Source organism: Flavobacterium sp. CFS9 (assembly GCF_041154745.1).
Lineage (GTDB): Bacteria > Bacteroidota > Bacteroidia > Flavobacteriales > Flavobacteriaceae > Flavobacterium.
The window spans coordinates 3,520,958-3,541,151 of the sequence record NZ_AP031573.1 but is presented as its reverse complement, the minus strand read 5'-3'; the positions used below and the strand labels follow the sequence as shown (position 1 = coordinate 3,541,151).

The window sequence follows — 20,194 nt, the reverse complement described above, 5'->3', positions numbered from 1 at the left end:
CACGATTGAGACACTCGTTCTGACAAGAAAAATAAAGCCTTAAAACCAACTTCAATTAAATAACAAATCCTTATGAAACATTTCCTTTTACTTACTTTTTTATTCGTTTTCAATATCAATTTTGCACAAGAAACCAAAATAAAAAAGGAAAAATGGCATTGGAACAATGGCCCCAAACAAGATACCGTTATTGGTTATGCGCAGGTTTTAAAAGTCGACAATGTACTTTACATTTCGGGTGCTGTAACAACGGAATTAACTCCGGCAGGAATCACAACGGTCTATAACGATTTAAAAGCGTCACTAGCGAGTTATGGTGCCACATTTGCAAATGTGGTAAAAGAAAATTTATACACAACAGATATTGAGACCATGAAAAAGTACAACAACGTTAGAAAAAAATTCTATAATGGTGACTTTCCTGCCGCTACATGGGTGCAAATAGTACAATTATACATGCCAACCGCAAAATTAGAGGTGGAATTGGTTGCTCATTTACCAAAATAATTGGATGCAATTGGGTATAACCACAAAGCTTGTCATTTCGACCGAAGGGAGAAAACTCACGCGGGATTCGACAAAGATTGGCGACATTCTGTGTCGAGTTTCTAATGTGATTTCTCCCTTCGGTCGAAATGACATAAAATGAGAAAAAAATCTTTGTACACTTTGCGTACTTTCTTTTCTAGTCTTCTCTTGAAAAGAGTTTGCTTCTTTACACTTCATCCTAAAAAGATTTACAAGGAAATTTTTGCTGTGACAAAATGAAAACAAAAAATTATTTTGTCACACTTTCTGTAACAAAATAAAAATAAATCAAAATTTGTTACAACTTCTGTAACAAAATGAAAATAAATTAAAATTTGTTACAACTTTTGTGGCAAAACAAAAATAAAAATCAAATTTGCCTCAAGAATATAATAGGGCTTTCCTGCGGCTACATGGGTATAAATAGCACAATTATACCTGCCAACCGGAAAATTAGAGGTTGAATTGGTCGCACATCTGCCTAAATAATTGGGATCAATTGGCTATAACCACAAAGCTTGTCATTTCGACGTGAGGAGGCTCGAGCGATAGCGAACAGGCGAAGCAAATCGCATTAGAAACTTGACACAGAATATCGCCAATCTTTGTCGAATCTCGCGTGTGATTTCTCCCTTCGGTCGAAATGACATAAAATGAGAAAAAAATCTTTGGACACTTTAAGTACTTTCTTTTCTAGTCTTCTCTTGAAAAGTGTTTGCTTCTTTACACTTCATCCTAAAAAGATTTACAAGGATTTTTTTGCTGTGACAAAATGAAAACAAAAAATTATTTTGTCACACTTTCTGTAACAAAATAAAAATAAATTCAAATTTGTTACAGCTTTTGTAACAAAATGAAAATAAATTAAAAATTGTTACAACTTTTGTGGCAAAACAAAAATAAAAATCAAATTTGCCACAAGAATTTAATATGCTTCTTCTCGACAAAGTGAGTACAAAAGTAACTGGCTATTAAAACAAAAAATGCTCAAATGTCTAAACAAGACATTTGAGCATTTTTATTATAAAAACTCTCTCTGTGAGACTGTTACTTTTCTTTCAGTACTTTTTCTAAATACTCTACTTTTTCTTTTTCGGCCTTCACCAATTCTTTTTCAGCCAGTACCAATCGTTCGTAAAGTTCAACTACTTTATCTAAAGGGTTGAAAGTACAAGTACTTTGAGGACCAAAATTACTATTCGAAACTGTTTCATTAAAAGTATTGAAATAATTAAAAACTGCTTCTTCCGAAAAATTTTTAATCGCTTCTACACTTACTTCAAGCGCTTTTGCAATTTCTACCAGTTTACTTTCCTCCACATTTTCACTGGCTTCAAGATTAGAAACTGTTTGTTGGGTTACTCCAATTGCCATAGCCAAAGCTTCTTGTTTCATTCCTTTTAGCTCTCTAATTCGGCTAATGTTTCTTCCTATATGTTTTGGTTTTGCTGTTGTACTCATAAATCAAAGATATTTAAAATTTGTAAAGAAAAATAGGTTTTTGTAAAAAACAAAGTGCATTTGTCGCTTACAAACCTGAATATTTTTATATCATGCCATCTCTGGCGTACTTGCCAAATATTTCTCAAAAGTAAGATTTTTACATCAATTTAAAACTATTCACCATGAAAGAAGATCGTACAGTACAAGCAATCCAACTTTTAAACCTAGTCTCTAAAATGAACTTTTTTACAAGTCTGAAATCCGAACAGCAGAATGATTCGGTTACGTCTCATCTGAAAATAGCCAGTTACAACGAACTCAATCTAACTATTTCGTCTTTACTGCGAACCTGTATTCAAACGCTCAAAAATGACCCATCGGAGACTGACATCGATATCATAAACTTACTCGAAATCGCATTACAGCTATTACCTACTGACGAAATGGAATTGCTGGATGAGCTACATAAAATTCTATAAACTAAATCCCACTCTGTGAAGTATTAACGCATAAAAGTACGGTTTGGAACCTATAAAAACGACAAATATGTGCCGTTCCTATGGAACTCTGGAAACACAAAATCATTCTTTTCAACTGATTAAAATCCGTTGCTACAAAATATTTCATTCCTAGCGGAATTAAAAACTAGTATTTTTTTATAAGAAATTAGAAAAAGAATAATTCCCCCCTTTGCTTATTGATATTAATTTATATTCTTTGCATACACAAATAGGGATGCTCAAACCAAAGCTCTCAATAGAATTTCCGCATTATAAATCCTAATAGTAAACAGTTAATACAATCAATAAAATAAACATGAAAAAAGAAATTTTAACCAGTCTAGCTCTATTTAGTTTCATTTTGACAGCTAACGCACAATGGAGCGGAATAAGTCCTCTTTCTACAGATGCTTCTGTGGGTATTGGAACAAGTTCTGTCACTTCTCCTTTAACAATTAGTAAACCGACATGGAATTTAATCCCTACGGTTGAAATAAAACACATTTCCGGGAATCTGGGTTGCGACGGCTGTTTAAATGTAGCACAAAAAATTTCAGTTTTAGACGATCAGGGAAGTAACAAAAGTAATATTGGGCTTTGGGTTACTGCTAAAAATGCATTAAATAATTATGCCGCAATATTCGAAAATGGATCTGTTGGAATCGGGACAACTGCCCCTACCGCAAAACTGCATATAAACAACGGTGCCAATACAGATGCTGCTGTATTAGCAACCAGTTCAGAAAATAATAAATTGGTAGTTAGTAGTGGTGTGACCCAACCTATAAACGTACCAACCTTTACCATAACTCAAGAGTTTGCAAACAATCGAAGTAATGGCTATATCAGTTTTCATAGAGGGCATTCTGTAAATGGTGGCTTTTTAACATTTGGCTCTTCTGGGCAAGAGAGGCTGCGAATAGACAGTGACGGGAACGTAGGAATTGGAATAGCAGTACCTGGATACAGATTAGATGTTTGTGGAACAATAAGAGCAAAAGAAGTAAAAGTTGATTTACAAGGAACTTGTGTTCCTGATTTTGTATTCAAAAAAGATTATAAATTAATGAACTTAAACGAACTTGAAAAATTTGTAACAACCAACCAACACCTTCCTGAGATCGCACCTGAAAAAGAAATGCTTGAAAATGGGCTCGATATGAAAGATTTTCAAATGAAATTGCTACAAAAAATGGAAGAAATGACACTCTATATTATCGACCAAAATAAAAAGAATGAGAAGCAGGAACAAGAAATAAAATTACTTAAAGCCGAAATTAAGAAAATAAAAACAGCTAAAAAGTAACTGCTATTATTCAACAAACTCACTCTGCGAAATCTTAATTCATTAAAGTCAGAAGACTTCGCAAAGCGAATAATAACTTGCAGCTTTCTAAAACAATATCGTTTTACCCAATTTGGATAGGTCGTTTATAAAAAAGAATCATCAGTTCAAAATCAATAAAAACGACAAAAATGTGCCGTTCCTACGGAACTTTACAAACGAAAATCCTTTTTTCAACGGATTGAAATCCGTTGCTACAAAATATTCCATTCCTGGCGGAATTAAATTGATACAAGAGCGAGGGTGCGATGTTTAAATCGTAAGAGAAAAACTTAAATAGACGGAAAAAAAAATTTCATTGTGGAATACTTTTTGTCTAATCAATTGAAATATCAATTTAAAAGAACCATGGAAAATAAAATAACTGTACCAAAACCTTGTAATGAAAACTGGAACTCAATGTCACCCCATAAAAACGGGAGATTTTGTAGTTCGTGTAGTAAAACTGTAGTTGATTTTACAAAAATGACTACCACTGAAATTCAGAGCTATTTTGTCGAAAATTCAGGTAAAGAAAGTATCTGTGGGCATTTTAAATCTACTCAAATAGAAACTGAAAAAGATACTAAATACGATCACTTAAAAAATCGATTTAACCGAATTAGAATCAAACCAATTAAAAAAATGGCTCTTTTTTCTTTGAGTTTAGTTTTCTCCTTAACCAGTTGCATGGGAAAAGCCATGGTAGAAGGTGAACCTGCGATAATCAATAATGACACAATAAATGAATCCGAAGTAACTAAGCTGGAAGACACCATAAAACAAAAAGATTCTATAAAATCTGGAAACAATAGGTTAAAAGAAAAAAACAATACCTCTTCAACAAATCAATAGTTTGATACAATTAAAAATTTAATTAACATTTTTGATTGAGATCCTTTTTACAAAAAGCAATTGTAATATATTACTTTTGGAAGAAACTACAAATGAGAATATTCTTCTTTATACTTACCTCTTTTGTTTTACAGAAAATGTATGCTGATCAACCAAGGACCAGATACTCTTTTAAAAGTCTAAACTCTAGATATGAATTAAAGCCTTCTGACACTCTATTTTCGGATAATAAAATTTATACAGACTCTATTTATGATAGTGAGACTGAAACGTATTATAAAACTTCTTATTCCTATCCTGATAGGTATTATTGGGGGTTGTATGATACACAAACGAAACAAAAACTTTATACGATAAAAAATGATAGTTTATTCATCGAATTTAAAACCGCAGTAATCTCAGATGATGGACAAAACATAGTCATTGTTGATGATTATAGCGCAGGATTTGGTTATAAAAGATTTGAAGTTATGACATTTTATGAAAAAGATAAACTAATAAAGCGTCTTAAACTTGGTGACATAATTCAAAATATGTGCGCTTTGAGTTATTCTGTAAGCCATATGACTTGGTGTTCAACTGATTTTGATTTCAATGATAGGAATGAAATAAAAATAAAAACACATGAGTTTTATAATTATACATTCAACAAAAATGGAGAGCTACTTAATAAAGAGAGTGACGAATTGATTCAACGAAATGATATACTGACTGTTGGAAAAATAAAAAGAAAAAGCCGAAATAAATACTTAGTCGAAATTAAATTTTGCATCAGAGGAAATTTAAAAGCCAGTGAAATTCTAGAATTAAAATGCAAGGACAGTCAAATGAAGAAAGTTTACGGACACCTATATGGCTTCCTAAAATCAAAAAAGAAGGCAATGAAAAAGGAGTTTACCCGAACTATTTTGATACGAAATTCTAAAATTCATAATATAAATTTTGCAATACCAATTTATAATTCTGACGAAAGTTGTAATGATCTAAATTTAATAGAATAAGCAAAACTGTCAGCTGAAAAATAGCTTTCCCGAACAAAATACATGATCATGCATTTGAATATAAATAAGAACATTGAAGAGCAGATAGAAAATCTAACAATAAGATTACTTGAGATGGTAAATCTTTATTGTTGGAATGATATATCAGAAAATCTCGTTTATATTCTTTCAGATATTTCAAAAGTAGAAAGCGAAAACTTTTTTATTCAACGCAGGAATAGAAATAAACTCAATAAAAAGAAAAGACCTAAAAGTTTTAACGAAGCCATTTCAGATCTTGAAGAAATTTACGATTCAATTTATGACATTAATCTATATGTTTATAAATCAGAAAAACATCAAACAATTATTGACATCAGGTACTTTCTTAAAAGTGATCTTGGATCTGAATTTGACAAAACAATAGCTAACAACCCGCCAATGTTACATTGCAAAATAACATTGCCTCCTTATCGCAAAAATGATAAAAGTAAATTTGATATTAACTGGGAATTAGGCGGTTTCAGATACAACTGGAATATGTTTTGGTGGAAAACAGTCTACAGATACAATCGTCTCACCTATTCCATTGTTAAACATAGAATTAATTCCTAACGGAATTAAAAACACATCATCAAAATAAAGAGCCAGAGGCTCGATCAATATTCTAGGATTGGATTTTAATCCAATTTGAACATATGCGATTACAATAAAGAACCAGCGGTTCTACACCTATAAAAACGACAAATATGTACCATTCCTATGGAACTTTGGGAACCCAAAATCTTTCTTTTTCAACGGATTAAAATCCGTTGCTACAAAATATTTCATTCCTAGCGAAATTAAAATTATAAAAAATGCAGGCGCAAAATTCCTGCCATCAAAGGAATTAAAAAAACACCACTCTCTCTCTTTTTATCAAAACTTAGCTCAAAAGTATTTTCTACTCTAAAATTATAATGTTTTTGCATTATCATCTCAATTAGGGATTTCCGTTAAATGAGTCACGTAAAAGCCTTGAGTTTTGAATAACTAATTTTTACACGATTTCTGATACCGATTCCTATACACCAAATCGATAATGACCAATTTTAATGAAATAAACAAAACTATCATGTCTGTTTCAGATACATTAGGGCCGTAAATAGTCTTTCAAAATATTCAAAACAAGCTGTTTTTTTATTTTATCTCTCTAATTATACATATATTTGATGAAGTTTACTACAAATTAATCCAAAACCATTTATGATTAAAAAATTACCTCTTCTATTTTTTTCTTTCTTATTTGTCTTTCTTAGTGGAAACATTCTAAATGCAAAAGCAATTAAAATTGTTGCAGGCCCAACTCCGGATGCAGAGGGTATTTTATATGTAAAAACAGGAGGCACCGGCGATGGCTCTTCGTGGAATAATGCGCTGGGAGAATTTAGAACCGCAATAGAAAGTACCAATCCTGCAATTTTTCAGATTTGGGTAGGGGCCGGAACTTATACTCCAATGTACGGCAAAACTTTTGTTTTAAAAAGAGATGTAAAAATTTATGGTGGCTTTAAAGGAACCGAAAATAATATTCAGCAACGTGATCTGAAAACCAACATCAGCATTTTAAAAGGCCTCTCGAACACAATAATTAAAACCGAGAGATTAACCGAAGACTCCGTTTTAGATGGTTTCACGATGATCGACGGATTTACAGACTCTAACACAAATGGTACATCGGGATTTGGTGGCGCAATTAATAATCTTAGCTCCTCTCTTACGATATCAAATTGTATTTTTAAAGATAATAAAGCATCGTTTGGCGCAGGAATCTATAGTTTTAGTGGTTATCCAAAAATTAAAAACTGTACTTTCGTTAATAATAAAAGTAATGCTATTTACAATTCTTCAAATTCAGCTTTAATAACAGATTGTACTTTTGATAAAAATGTGTCCCTAAGCAGTGCAATCGAAAACAACCAATCTGAAGTTGTAATAACCAATTGCAATTTTACAGAAAACAAAGGTGAAGATGGTGGTGCAGTTTACAATGAAAGATCAACGGTTACATTTACCAATTGCAATTTTTCTAATAATATATCTTCTTACGGAAGTAGTGGAAATAATGGTGGAGGTGCGATTTTTAACATCTGGAACAGCAAAATAAAAATCTATAATTGCAGCTTTGTAAAAAATACTGCTTCACGTCATGGTGGTGCTATGGTAAGCAATAATTATTGCAATGTACTTATTGTAAACAGTCTTTTTGCTAATAATTCGGCTAAAACAACGGCAAACGAAATTTACAGTACCTACAACAACACGCTTAATATCATCAACAGTACTTTTGTTAATGTCGGTGAAGATGCAATCACTCTGGACAGTGGAAGTGTGAATTTTTCAAATTGCATTGTTTGGACAGATATCAACATTGCTCATAGTTCTACTTACACTTCAAAAAATTCAATAATTTTTGGCAAAATAGATAATACTAATGGAAATCTTGATGCGACAGGAATTATTGATACTCAAATTTTTAAAAATCCTTCTGCAGAAAACTATACACCTCTCGAAGCAGGAATTGCCATAAATAAAGGTAACAATGCATTGTACGATTCTTCAATCTACGGTACATCAGACTTAGCCGGAAAGTCCCGAATTAACGAAACGGTTATTGATTTGGGAGCTTATGAATCTTTAAACGGTTCACTGGGTATCGAACGTGCAGCCAAACCAACTTTTATAGCGTATCCAAATCCTGTAAAAGACGGTATTTTTTCGATCGAAAATTCCACCAAAGATGGAGTCGCAGTACTTTATGACATCTCAGGAAAACAGGTGAAAATGGTAAAAATAGAGAATGGAAAAGCTGAGGTTAATGTAACTAATTTGCCTGGTGGAACCTATTTACTCCAAGCTTTTGATGGAAAAGTTTTCAAAATTGTAGTGGAATAAAAATTCTTTTTTTGATTAAAAAAACCGATCACACAGAGTTTTACAAAGAATCGCTGCGCGAACTTACAACCTGTTTCGTGAAATCGGCTAAAAAGTAAGCCTCCTCATTCAGCAACTTTATTTCCGGCTCTGCGAAGTCTTAAATTATCAAAGCCACGTGACTTCGCAAAGCAAATATAAACTCGTAGACTACAAACAACATAATTTTAATACAATTTAAATAGATACGTTTATAAAAAAATCATCGGTTCAAAATCCATAAAGACAATAAATATGTACCGTTCCTATGGAACTTTGGAAACCCAAAATCTTTTCTTCAACGGATTAAAATCCGTTGCTACAAAATATTCTATTCCTGGCGGAATTAAATTGATATAATAGCAAGAGCGAAATGTGCACATCGCAAGAGAAAAAACCTAAAGAGGCGGAAAAACATTCTCATTCTGGAATAATTTTTGTCTACCCAATTGAAATATCAATTTAAAACAACCATGGAAAATAAAATAACTGTACCAAAACCCTGTAATGAAAACTGGAACTCAATGTCGCCCAATAAAAATGGTAGATTTTGTGGTTCGTGTAGTAAAACTGTAGTTGATTTCACAAAAATGACTACAACTGAAATTCAGAACTATTTTGTCGAAAATTCAGGTAAAGAAAATATCTGTGGGCATTTTAAATCTACTCAAATAGAAACTGAGATTCGGAATGTATAAATATGGCAAATAAATGTCATTTCTATTGAACTTCTCGAACCTAAAATCTTTTTCAACGGATTAAAATCCGTTGCTGTAAAAATGGGGTATTCCTAACGGAATTACTATTATGCAACAGCACATTGCATACTTTTTTGTTCAACGATCTGCATGTCAATTATTTTTTGAGCAACTGTTCCTCTTTCAAACAAACGAATAAATTTGAAAACAGCACTCACAAAATAACCCGGGTTTGAAACTAAGCGGGCGATTTCTGTTATTCTTACGTCTCTTTCATGGGTACAGGTTTCTCTTTTATCCTCGGGAACCGCTACAAATTCATTGGCAAATTTCCAGGCACCATCTCTGGCGGTTTCCATGCTAAAGTCAATAAAAAAGGTGTCTGCTTTACCAGTTAATTTTAATATCCAGGTAAGCGTTGGCCAAATTTTAATCAAACATTTTTCTACGCTTCCTACGAGACTGCTTAAAATGGTATTTATTTTGTCGAAATCAGCTTTTAAACTCTCTATATCTTCTACTGTACTAATTTCGGCAGCAGCTATACCCAAGTCCAGATTGATATGAGCATTCATTCCGAGTAGTAAATGTTGCAGCACTATTGGCCAAAACTTTTCGGCTTGTTCGAAGGCAAAACCCCAGCATTCTGATGGTTTTTCTTTGGCTTTATATTCGTAATAGGCCTTTAAGTAGCGATTAGCAAAAATAACATCCAGTTTCTCCATTCGCTCTCCGTTTTGAAAAGCTCCATTTTGAATGCCTTCCTTTACCTTTACCGTAACTTCACGATAGAGCATTGCAAATAAACCTATATTGCTCTGTTCTATTTTTGATAACTCGATTATTTCATCTAATAGCTGAATGACTTCACCTATAGTTGCAGCTTGTTTCACACTCATGGTAGTTGTCTTTGGTTGAATTAGTTACAAGCGAATATAATTATTTTAATCGTTAAAAAAAGAATATTTTGAAGTAATTATCTTGTTATTTTTTTTGTAATTTAGTCTCAGAAAAAAAATAATCTGTAAAACTTTGTTCAGAAACTCTCTGGCAAGTCACCCGAACCATAATGGCTGTACTATTTTATTAATGCAGCTTTTTCCTGGCTTTATACCTAAATATAGAAGCCTTAAGACATTTTTTAAGAAGCCGGTTTCTTAATTACCTACTTTCAACCATTCAAAAAGAAATAACTACAAAAACGAACTAAAGACCCCAACTATGAAAACTACAAAAAAAGTATTGCTTTTAGTCACCCTGATCGCACTCTGTGCCTGTAAAAAGGATCCAAAGACCGAAAAAGACAGTTACACAACTGTCAATAAAAGTGCCGCTGCTTCTACCTGTTTAGCTCCTGCTAATTGGTTTACCATGGTAAACAACACTCGTCAGACTCCTCCGCCAAATGAGGGCCCAACAAGCGCTTTTGCTAATAATGCAACCGTAACGAATTGTGACTTTCATCAATGGTCGTGGCAAAAGTTTCTTTGGCTCACCAATGACGTCAATGGACTGCCATTATTTATGCGTAAATTAATTCAGGTGACTGCGGAAGGTAAAAGAGTAGATACAAGTGAAGGAATTGTTGTTCTAAGAGATACCGCTCAGGCAAGTTCTAAACTTGATATTTTAAAAACTCCAAAGTATACATCAGGTGTTCCTAAACCTACTACGGTTTATTATTCTATTTTCATGGACAACCTTATGTACTCCACCATGCTAAAATATGGGCCACTAGCAAAAAATGATCCTGCTAAAATAAAAGACATCACTTTTCCTGTAGGCTCATTAGAACTTAAAACCTCCTGGATTGATGCGAGTGCTCTTAAAGATCCTTCTTCTTATTTTATTACTCAGGGTACAATCAATGGAGTAAAAAAAAGAGTAGCACTTTTAGGAATGCATGTCGTTGGAGTTGTACAAAATCACCCCGAATTTGTATGGGCTACATTTGAACATGAAAATCTTGCACCTGCTTACGATTGGTCTAAAGCTACACCAACCACTGATGCACCGGTGACCAGCACAGTTGACTATCCATTTTTTAATAAAAGCAGCACCGCAACGGTTAAAAATATAACTACACAAAACGGAATTTATACCGATATCTTTTCTCTTTACAAATATGGTGTTCCTGTTGAAAAAGTAATGAAAGGTTCTCATAATGTTCAGGTTTATATGAAAACGAGTCAAAATGGCTCACAAAACTTCAATAATATTCGTACTATCAATCAAAGTGTTAAAACACAGCTGAAAGGTATCTGGAACAATTATTTTTACAATGGTTCATTATGGATTAATACAGAAGGATACGATACTACTCAGGCTCAAGCGGCCTTATTAAACACGTTAGCTGATACGCTTTCAGATTCTAACCCTGGAAAATTAACCAGAGGTTCCGTTGCAGCCTACAATATTACAATGGAAACCTATGTACAGGCAGGATTTAGTCCAACAGCAATAAACAAAACTTCTGTGAACGATCTTGTTAATTGCTTCTTTTGCCATAATACATCTCATAAAGGAGTTGTTTCTCCCCTTAATATAAGCCATGTTTTTACAGGATATGTAGGCAGTCTGAAGGGGCTTAACAGACAACAAATCAAACAAGAACATGTTAATGAATTTTTGCGAGAATCCAATTTGCGTCTAAAATTAAAATAACCCAATAACAAGTCTTTTGCTTTAAGGCAAAGCTGAAATTTATAATTACAAAAACCACAAGCTTCTGTTTGTGGTTTTTATGTTTTACAAACGGACAATAAGATTAAAAATATCAAAAGCTTTTTCATGCAGATTCCACAGATTAAAGCAGATTCAACATAATTTCTATAAATTACTCTGAATAAGTCTGCTCAAATACCTTCTGAATCTATGGAAAACAAAAAACCTTTGTCACTTTGCAACTTTGTGCCTTTGCAACTTTGCTACATTATAATTTCAATACCACTTTTTAAATTCTTAATTTCGCTTTTCGAATAAGAAAGAGAAAAATGAAGGTCTGTATTGCTGAGAAACCAAGTGTCGCACGTGAAATCGCATCCGTTTTGGGAGCCAATACCAAACACGATGGTTATTTTGAAGGCAATGGTTATGCTGTAACCTACACTTTCGGGCATTTATGTACCTTAAAAGAACCCAACGATTACAAACCGCACTGGAAAAGCTGGGATTTGAACAACTTACCCATGCTTCCTGAGAAATTTGAAACCAAAGTAGTTCAAAATTCAGGAATTGAAAAGCAATTTAAAATCGTAAAAAGTCTGTTCGACAAAGCCGAAGTAGTCATTAACTGCGGGGATGCCGGACAAGAAGGAGAACTCATCCAGCGTTGGGTGATGAATGAGGCACATTACAAAGGCGAAGTGCAGCGCTTATGGATTTCGTCGTTAACTACCGAAGCCATCAAAGAAGGTTTTGAAAATCTGAAACCCTCTGAAAACTACGACAATTTATTCTATGCCGGATTCTCAAGAGCCATTGGCGACTGGTTACTCGGAATGAATGCTACTCGTTTGTATACCGTAAAACATGGCGGTTACAAACAAGTATTGTCTATCGGACGTGTACAAACACCTACATTGGCCATGGTAGTGGACCGATTTAAAGAAATCGAAAACTTCAAACCTCAGCCGTATTGGGAATTACAGACTTTATACCGAGAAACTCTTTTTAGTTATGAAGAAGGACGTTTCCTGAAAAAAGAAGACGGAGAACTTCTGGCCAATAAAGTCAAAGAAAGCGAATTCGAAATTGTTTCGGTTGAAAAAAAGAATGGAAACGAATACGCTCCAAAACTATTTGACTTAACAGGTCTGCAAGTATACTGCAATACCAAGTTTGGATTTTCGGCAGATGAAACGCTTAAAATCGTACAAACTTTATACGAACAAAAAGTAGTCACGTATCCCAGAGTTGATACCACCTTTTTACCAAATGATATTTATCCAAAAGTACCCGGAATTCTGCAAAAATTAACCAAATATGCCGAATTGACCCAACCTCTTTTAGAGAAAAAAATAAAAAAATCGCCAAAGGTTTTCAACGATAAAAAAGTTACAGATCACCATGCGATTATCCCAACCGGAATAGAAGCTCATTTGCAATTCAACCAGCAACAGGTCTATGACATTATTACCAGACGTTTCATCGCTGTATTTTATGATGATTGTCTGGTAGCCAATACCACCGTGATTGGTAAAGCAGCTGACGTAACTTTCAGAACCACCGGAAAAGAAATCTTAAAAAAAGGTTTTCGCATCGTTTTTGAAGATCCAAATGCTAAAGAAAAAGAGGCTGATTTACTGCCAAGTTTTGTGGTGGGAGAAAAAGGTCCGCATGAACCATCTTTTCTGCAAAAAGAAACCAAACCACCCAACCAGTTCACCGAAGCGACTTTACTCCGTGCTATGGAAACTGCCGGAAAACAAGTTGATGATGAAGATTTACGTGAACTCATGAAGGAAAACGGTATCGGTCGTCCGTCAACAAGGGCGAATATTATCGAAACGCTTTTCAAACGTCAGTACATCGTTCGAAACAAAAAACAGGTTTTGCCAACCCTTACTGGAATTCAGCTTATTGATACGATTCAGAACGAACTTATCAAATCGGCTGAGCTAACTGGTTCCTGGGAAAAGCAGCTGAAAGATATTGAGAAAGGAACTTATACTGCCGGAGCTTTTATTAAAAACATGAAACGCATGGTCGAAGCTTTAGTTACCGAAGTACGAAGCGAAACCAGACATGCTAACATTTCACATGCCGCAACGGTTGAAAAACCAGTGGTAAAAGCGGAGAAAAAGAAAGCTGCGGGAATTTTAGCCGAAACCTGTCCGAAATGCCAAAAAGCAACTTTGATAAAAGGAAAATCTGCTTTTGGATGTGGTAACTATAAATCGGGCTGTGATTTTCTGTTGCCTTATACTTTTGCGGAGAAAAAAATATCAGAAAACCAATATTTAAGATTGGTTCAGAAAGGATCTACCGTAAATATAAAGGGGTTTAAAACCGAAAAAGGAACTGTTGAAGGTTTGATTCGCTTTGAAGAAAATTACAAACTTAAATTGGAACCAAAGAAAACCGAACCAAAAAAAGCTAAACAAGAAACATCAGATTCCTTAACGTGTCCGAAATGTAAAAAAGGAACCATCCTCAAAGGAAAAACAGCCTATGGCTGCAGTGAATATAAATCAGGCTGTGATTTTAAAGTTACTTTTGACGATGTCCGAGCCAAATTAAACGATCAGAAACCAACGAAAGAATTAGTGTACTCGATACTTTGTGAATTTTGTTAGATGTGGGACGTTAAATATGAGATGCGTTACCATTTTACTTTTTACAACTTACATTCTACATTTTACATTTCCCAATTCACAACCAACCATTCTTTTTCATACTTTAGCTTTTCCATTTAACACCAAAACTTATACCTATGTTTCAAAAAATTACCCTTTCAGTACTTTTAATTGCCGCTGTTTCCTGTCAGAAGAAAAACTCGGTTGAGAAAGATAAAATCAAAGTTGCAGACTGGTTAATCGGAAACTGGGAAAATAAATCTGCAGACGGTGTTCTGACTGAAAACTGGCAAAAACTAAATGACAGTACTTTTAGTGGGGCTTCTTATTTTATTAAAGAAAAAGATACCATTCATTTCGAAAACATCGTATTATCTCAAAAAGAAGAAACTTTAACTTATTTTGCTACCGTAAAAGGTCAGAATGATGATAAACCGGTCGCTTTTCAATCAATTGCTGAATCAGACAAACAATTAGTTTTTGAAAATCCTAAACACGATTATCCACAAAAAATAACGTATACAAAAGGAGCGAACAATACTTTAACTGCTGAGATTTCCGGAAATTTAAACGGAAAACCAAGTTCGGAGAAATTTGTGATGACGAAGAAAAAATAATCATTGTAAGATAGGCCGTTCCGACGGATCTTGTTATTTATCCATTGCATTAAATTTCAACGGATTAAAATCCGTTGCTACAACATATTTCATTCCTACGGAATTTACAACGTTGTGTTTTATTTTTTTCAAAGTAAAATTTAATACTTTATAAATTTTGAATCTTGATCATATAACAAAAAATTAAAATTTAAAACCTTCTCAACAAATACCTCAGTACCTTAGCCCCTCAAAAAGAATCACTCCTCCTCCCCGATCTTATTGACCATAAAAATCATCAATACTCCCAAAAGTGCCATTACTAAAAATGCCCATTTCATGCTTAAATAATCAGAGATAAAACCCACCATAGGCGGAACCAATAAAAATCCAAGATAACCAATAGTAGAGATAGAGGTTAAAGCTGAACCACTACTTAATTTGGATGATCTTCCGGCAATACTAAATACAAGGGGAACCACACAGGAAACTCCAAATCCAATCAGGACATAACCAAAAATTGTTGAATAAGCATACGGCAGGGCAAAACAAATTGCAAAGCCCGATGTGATTAAAACCCCGCTGTAAAACAGAATTCGTTTTGTACCAAATTTCATTACGCCATAATCCCCAAACAGACGTCCTAAGGTTACTGCTGTTGCAAAAAACACAAAGGCGGCGCTGGTTAGTTTTGGAGAAGCTTTTAGTATGTTTTTGAAATAAATACCACTCCAATCGTACATGGTATTTTCACAAGCCATAGACACAAAACAGATCAGGGCAAACTTGACCAGATTTTTTTCGGGCATCGAAAAGAACTTCTTTTTAACCGGTACAGGCTCATTGTGAATACTCATCGGATAAAAACAAGCTGTAAGCGCCATCATAAAAACACTTACCCCGAGTAAATGATGAATCGGTGCAATATGTTGTGTCACCATTACATAACCCAAACCTGCTCCCGAAAAAACGGCTATACTCCAAACGGCATGAAAACGCGTTATTATTGATTTTGGATACAATTTCTGCACCTCCAGTGATTGTGCATTAATCGATAAATTGAAAATATTTCTTGAAGCTCCAAAAATTAAAAGTATGACCACCAACTGCCATACAAAAGCTGCTAAACCTGGTAATGCCAGAGCAATATTAAACATGATGGCTCCCAACAACATAACATAACGGCTGCTGTATTTATTTAACAGCATCCCTGTAAAAGGCATGGTCAGCATCAGGCCAATCGGAAAGGCGAATAAAACAGCTCCAAACTCAGCTTCAGACAGATGCAATTGCGCTTGTATATGTGGAATACGGGAAACCCAGGAAGAATATCCAAATCCCGAAAGGAAAAAAAATACAGTATTGGCCAAACGGAATCCCTTAGGAGAATGCTGCAGTTTTTTCAAAAAAGGTAAAATCATGAGGAGGGTTTCAATTTTGGATACAAAAATAGGCTATTCAAAATGTAATTTCTGTCTTATATCATTTTTTTACTGACATTGAGGGTTTAACTAAAAAAACACTGGTCTTATTTTTTTGAAACATTTATCAATTTAAAAACAGTCCTTGTAAAAATATTATTCATAATTATTCTAAATAAATATTGTCAGACTAATATTAAACTTTACATTTGCTATACGAAATTATTAACTCATTAATTGCATATTATGAAATCTAAAACTTTACAATCAATAACATTTTTACTTTTAATGTTAATAGCCAGCCCTGCTCTATTTGCTCATGCCTTGTGGATCGAAACTAAAGCGGTGGGAACTAAAGGAAAAGCTCAGGAAATATCTGTTTTCTTTGGAGAATTTTCAGATAATGATATTACAGCTTCAGCAAAATGGTTTTCAGATTTAAAAGATTTTTCACTGATCGTAATTAGTCCGTCAAAAAAAGAAACAAAACTTACTGCTACAGCCTTAGAAAATAAATATCAGGCCTTTTTTACACCGGATGAGGATGGTGTTTATACGGTAGTGATGCATCACACCGTAAAAGATGTGTACGGAACTATGAAATTAGATTACAACTCAAGCGCGACGGTTACCGTTGGGAATGCTTCAAAAGGAAATGATGCTGCCGCGAATACAAACATCATTAGTGTTTTCGCTAAAGAAGTGACCGCTGCCAAACAAAAAACAGTACTAAACATTAATGCTTTGTACGAAGGGGTTGCGGCTAAAAAACAAAAAATAAAAGTAATCGCGCCAAATGGCTGGGAAAAAGAATTATGGAGCAATGACAAAGGAGAAATCTCTTTTACACCACTTTGGTCAGGAAATTATATGGTAGAATTTGCTTATACCGAAAAAGCTGCCGGAGAGCATAATGGTAAAAATTACAACGAAATCTGGAAGATGGCAACTTATTTAATTGCCGTTAAATAATATGTCCATTCATTATTTGATCATTTTATAGTTAGTTAAGGCCTTGTTCGTAATGAACAAGGCTTTTTTTAACCCAAAATCTCGTTTACACCCTCTGATCTTTACTTAATAAAATTCAAAAAAGCAAAATCTTAAGCAAATCTTAAGACTATTCTAATGAAATTTTAATTTAGAAAAACTCTAAAAACTTTGTTAAGACCGTATCTCGATATTACATTTGCAAAAATTTATTTTTATTAAATCTAAATAAGCAACATGAAATATAATTTACTACTTGCATTATCCTTTATAAGTTTTGCTTCTTACAGTCAGAACTATTCAAGTGATGAGGCAGCCTCAACTGCCAATGACACGGTAAAAAACAAAAAAGGAGAAATACTAAATGAAGTATTAATCAAAACCAATAGAGAGCCTAAACCGGTTACTGCTGTTCGTTCAGGATTAAAACCAATGGACAATCCGCAAAGTATACAGGTTATTAGTTCTGATGTAATCGAACAACAACAAGCCATTCGTTTAAGTGAAGTTATTAAAAATGCTAATGGTGTTTATGTAAGTTCTGCTCGTGGTGGTGCACAGGAGTCTTTTTTCTCAAGAGGATATGACATGTCTGCCAACAATATGTTTAAAAACGGATTTCGTTACAATTCAGGTTCCATTCCTGATGTTTCCGGTCTGGAAAAAGTTGAATTCTTAAAAGGAGGTTCGGCTTTATTGTTCGGAAACGTTGCACCGGGAGGTATCTTAAACCTGGTAACCAAAACGCCTTCATTTAAATCAGGCGGTGAGGTATCGATGCAAATTGGAAGTTATGCGTTCTATAAACCTGCTTTCGATTTTTATGGTCCTCTTAGCAAGTCAATTGCTTTCAGAATAAACGGTTCTTACGAGAACTCTGAAAGCTTTAGAGATGTAGTAAAAAACGAACGTGTATACGTAAACCCGTCTTTACTTTTTATCATTAATCCAAAAACACAAATTACGGTACAAGGAGATTATTTAACAGCAGACTGGACTCCTGATTTTGGAACAGGACTTATCGGAAAACAAATTCTTGACCTGCCTCGTAATGCATTCTACGGATCACTTTGGTCTAATGGTACTACAAAATCAGCGAGTGCTTCGGTTTTATTAAACCATGATTTCAATAAAAACTGGAAACTTAACTTCAATAGTTCTTACCAAACCTATGATAGAGGTCAAAAATCGACTGCTCAAATGTCAGGTTTAGATGACACTAAATTATACCCAATTCCTGGCTTCTGGAACAGAGGATTGACTCAAACTAAAAACCTGGAGCAAATATTGGGAGACCAATTAAGCCTACAAGGAAATTTCAATACCGGATCAGTAAAACATCAAATATACACAGGTGTTGATTGGGAAAACTCTTTTGCAACGGGATACACTTTTGCTTTTAACGAAAAGAAATTTGTAACAAGCAAAAACCCTGACGGAAGTCCAAAAACATACGATCCAAATATTTACGATACTATCAATCTTTTCAACTTTGATCCTTCAACGCAAAGAAATGATATTCCTAATGCCAGAGCGACTCAAATTGCAAAAACAGAAACCAATCGTTTTGGTGCCTACTTTCAGGATTTAATTTCGGTTACAGAAAAAATCAAAGTATTAGCCGGTATCCGTTGGTCTTGGCAAGAAGGTGAAGCTACTACTTATAAAGAAACTTACGACACCGCTAAGGAAACTCAGACTGTCGCTCCAAAAAATGCAAAAGCTGAAGTTGGTTCTAAAAAGTTAGACAATGCTTTCTCTCCAAAAGTAGGCCTTATCTACCAACCAACAAAAAGCATGTCATTATTCGCCAGCTACTCGAACTCGTTTACACCAAATACCGGGTTTACTGTTGATGGACAAACTATCGAAGCATCGATCATTGACCAATACGAGGCAGGTATTAAAAAAGAATTCTTTGATGGTTTGCTAAGCACGAACTTAACGGTTTACCAAATCTCAAACAGCAATTTAGCTCAAACTGCACCATTCCTAGCGGACGGTGTTACTGAAAATGTGAATTCAAACATTAAAGTACTAGGTGGAGCTACTAAAAGTAAAGGAATTGAAATTGACGTTACTGCAACACCTGTTGAAGGACTTAATATTATTGCCGGTTATAGCTATAATGATATGCGTTATACTAAAACTTCCGGAACAAGTGGAAGTTTTGTAGCAGGAGATCAGGTGGTGAGAACACCAAAAAATACAGCCAACCTAAGCTTCTTCTATAAGGTACCGGAAGGAATATTTAAAGGAGTTTCATTTGGAGCAATCGCTAACTATATTGGTAACCGTTTAGGAGGTTGGAACGATGATTATCTATGGACAGCTGTTAAACCTACTCCTACCAATCCAAAACCAAATCCTGCTTATATTGTTACAATAAGAGACAGAGATATTCCGATTGAAGGTTACACTACTATTGATGCTTCTATAGGTTACGAGTGGAGAAAATTCTCAGTTCTATGTAAATTATCTAATATTACAAACGAATTGAACTATACTGTTCACGAAAATTACAGTATTAACCCAATTGCACCTCGTCAGGTTATGACAAGCTTAAAATATAAATTCTAAATTTTGAATTAGATTTTTACCCTCCAAACT

At 34.2% G+C, this 20,194-nt stretch carries 17 protein-coding genes; 13 read left to right on the top strand and 4 right to left on the bottom strand.

All coding sequences use genetic code 11. The features are described 5' to 3' along the window. The first annotated feature begins 72 nt into the window (after positions 1–72). A complete protein-coding gene (locus ACAM30_RS14940; RefSeq protein WP_369615396.1) occupies positions 73–507 on the top strand; it encodes a RidA family protein in 435 nt (144 codons plus the stop codon). A 1,068-nt stretch (positions 508–1,575) separates the two neighbouring features. Here the strand turns inward: ACAM30_RS14940 and ACAM30_RS14935 are convergent. Next, the gene (locus tag ACAM30_RS14935) at positions 1,576–1,989 is read right to left on the bottom strand and encodes a helix-turn-helix domain-containing protein (RefSeq protein ID WP_369615395.1); all 414 of its coding nucleotides are present in this window, start codon (positions 1,987–1,989) and stop codon (positions 1,576–1,578) included. Positions 1,990–2,153: 164 nt separating this feature from the next. Between ACAM30_RS14935 and ACAM30_RS14930 the strand changes: the two genes are divergently transcribed. The 5 genes from ACAM30_RS14930 (at position 2,154) to ACAM30_RS14910 (ending at position 6,245) form a co-directional block, all read left to right on the top strand. Then, a complete protein-coding gene (locus ACAM30_RS14930; RefSeq protein WP_369615394.1) occupies positions 2,154–2,450 on the top strand; it encodes a hypothetical protein in 297 nt (98 codons plus the stop codon). A 337-nt stretch (positions 2,451–2,787) separates the two neighbouring features. Then, a complete protein-coding gene (locus ACAM30_RS14925; RefSeq protein ID WP_369615393.1) occupies positions 2,788–3,777 on the top strand; it encodes a hypothetical protein in 990 nt (329 codons plus the stop codon). 387 nt (positions 3,778–4,164) lie between these two features. Beyond that, the gene (locus ACAM30_RS14920; RefSeq protein ID WP_369615392.1) at positions 4,165–4,650 is read left to right on the top strand and encodes a hypothetical protein; all 486 of its coding nucleotides are present in this window, start codon (positions 4,165–4,167) and stop codon (positions 4,648–4,650) included. Between the two features lie 92 nt (positions 4,651–4,742). Next, the gene (locus tag ACAM30_RS14915) at positions 4,743–5,651 is read left to right on the top strand and encodes a hypothetical protein (protein ID WP_369615391.1); all 909 of its coding nucleotides are present in this window, start codon (positions 4,743–4,745) and stop codon (positions 5,649–5,651) included. A 48-nt stretch (positions 5,652–5,699) separates the two neighbouring features. Further along, complete coding sequence (locus ACAM30_RS14910) at positions 5,700–6,245, top strand: hypothetical protein (protein WP_369615390.1); 546 nt, start codon at positions 5,700–5,702, stop codon at positions 6,243–6,245. 233 nt (positions 6,246–6,478) lie between these two features. On the opposite strand, the gene ACAM30_RS14905 is transcribed toward ACAM30_RS14910, so the two are convergent. Continuing rightward, a complete protein-coding gene (locus ACAM30_RS14905) occupies positions 6,479–6,601 on the bottom strand; it encodes a hypothetical protein (RefSeq protein WP_369615389.1) in 123 nt (40 codons plus the stop codon). Positions 6,602–6,875: 274 nt separating this feature from the next. Here ACAM30_RS14905 and ACAM30_RS14900 point away from each other — a divergent pair, with 274 nt between their 5' ends. Together ACAM30_RS14900 and ACAM30_RS14895 are read left to right on the top strand one after the other, a co-directional pair. After that, a complete protein-coding gene (locus ACAM30_RS14900) occupies positions 6,876–8,564 on the top strand; it encodes a right-handed parallel beta-helix repeat-containing protein (protein WP_369615388.1) in 1,689 nt (562 codons plus the stop codon). Between the two features lie 491 nt (positions 8,565–9,055). Continuing rightward, positions 9,056–9,280 carry a hypothetical protein gene (locus tag ACAM30_RS14895; protein ID WP_369615387.1) on the top strand — a complete coding sequence of 75 codons (225 nt, stop codon included), beginning with the start codon at positions 9,056–9,058 and terminating at the stop codon, positions 9,278–9,280. Between the two features lie 107 nt (positions 9,281–9,387). Here ACAM30_RS14895 and ACAM30_RS14890 read toward each other — a convergent pair whose 3' ends face one another. After that, positions 9,388–10,179: a DUF5995 family protein gene (locus tag ACAM30_RS14890; protein ID WP_369615386.1), complete on the bottom strand. Its 792-nt coding sequence runs from the start codon at positions 10,177–10,179 to the stop codon at positions 9,388–9,390. A 322-nt stretch (positions 10,180–10,501) separates the two neighbouring features. On the opposite strand from ACAM30_RS14890, the gene ACAM30_RS14885 reads away from it, so the two are divergent. The 3 genes from ACAM30_RS14885 (at position 10,502) to ACAM30_RS14875 (ending at position 15,194) form a co-directional block, all read left to right on the top strand. After that, positions 10,502–11,944, top strand: a complete 1,443-nt coding sequence (locus ACAM30_RS14885; protein WP_369615385.1) for a hypothetical protein — start codon at positions 10,502–10,504, stop codon at positions 11,942–11,944. A gap of 329 nt (positions 11,945–12,273) precedes the next feature. Next, positions 12,274–14,577 carry a DNA topoisomerase 3 gene (locus ACAM30_RS14880; RefSeq protein ID WP_369615384.1) on the top strand — a complete coding sequence of 768 codons (2,304 nt, stop codon included), beginning with the start codon at positions 12,274–12,276 and terminating at the stop codon, positions 14,575–14,577. A gap of 137 nt (positions 14,578–14,714) precedes the next feature. Further along, positions 14,715–15,194 (top strand): DUF6265 family protein, encoded by a 480-nt coding sequence (locus ACAM30_RS14875; RefSeq protein ID WP_369615383.1) that lies wholly within the window; start codon positions 14,715–14,717, stop codon positions 15,192–15,194. Between the two features lie 239 nt (positions 15,195–15,433). Here ACAM30_RS14875 and ACAM30_RS14870 read toward each other — a convergent pair whose 3' ends face one another. Beyond that, a complete protein-coding gene (locus ACAM30_RS14870) occupies positions 15,434–16,594 on the bottom strand; it encodes an MFS transporter (RefSeq protein WP_369615382.1) in 1,161 nt (386 codons plus the stop codon). Positions 16,595–16,840: 246 nt separating this feature from the next. Here ACAM30_RS14870 and ACAM30_RS14865 point away from each other — a divergent pair, with 246 nt between their 5' ends. Next, entirely contained in the window at positions 16,841–17,566 is a 726-nt protein-coding gene (locus tag ACAM30_RS14865; protein ID WP_369615381.1) for a hypothetical protein, read from the top strand. A gap of 255 nt (positions 17,567–17,821) precedes the next feature. After that, a complete protein-coding gene (locus ACAM30_RS14860; RefSeq protein ID WP_369615380.1) occupies positions 17,822–20,164 on the top strand; it encodes a TonB-dependent siderophore receptor in 2,343 nt (780 codons plus the stop codon). Positions 20,165–20,194 lie beyond the last annotated feature (30 nt).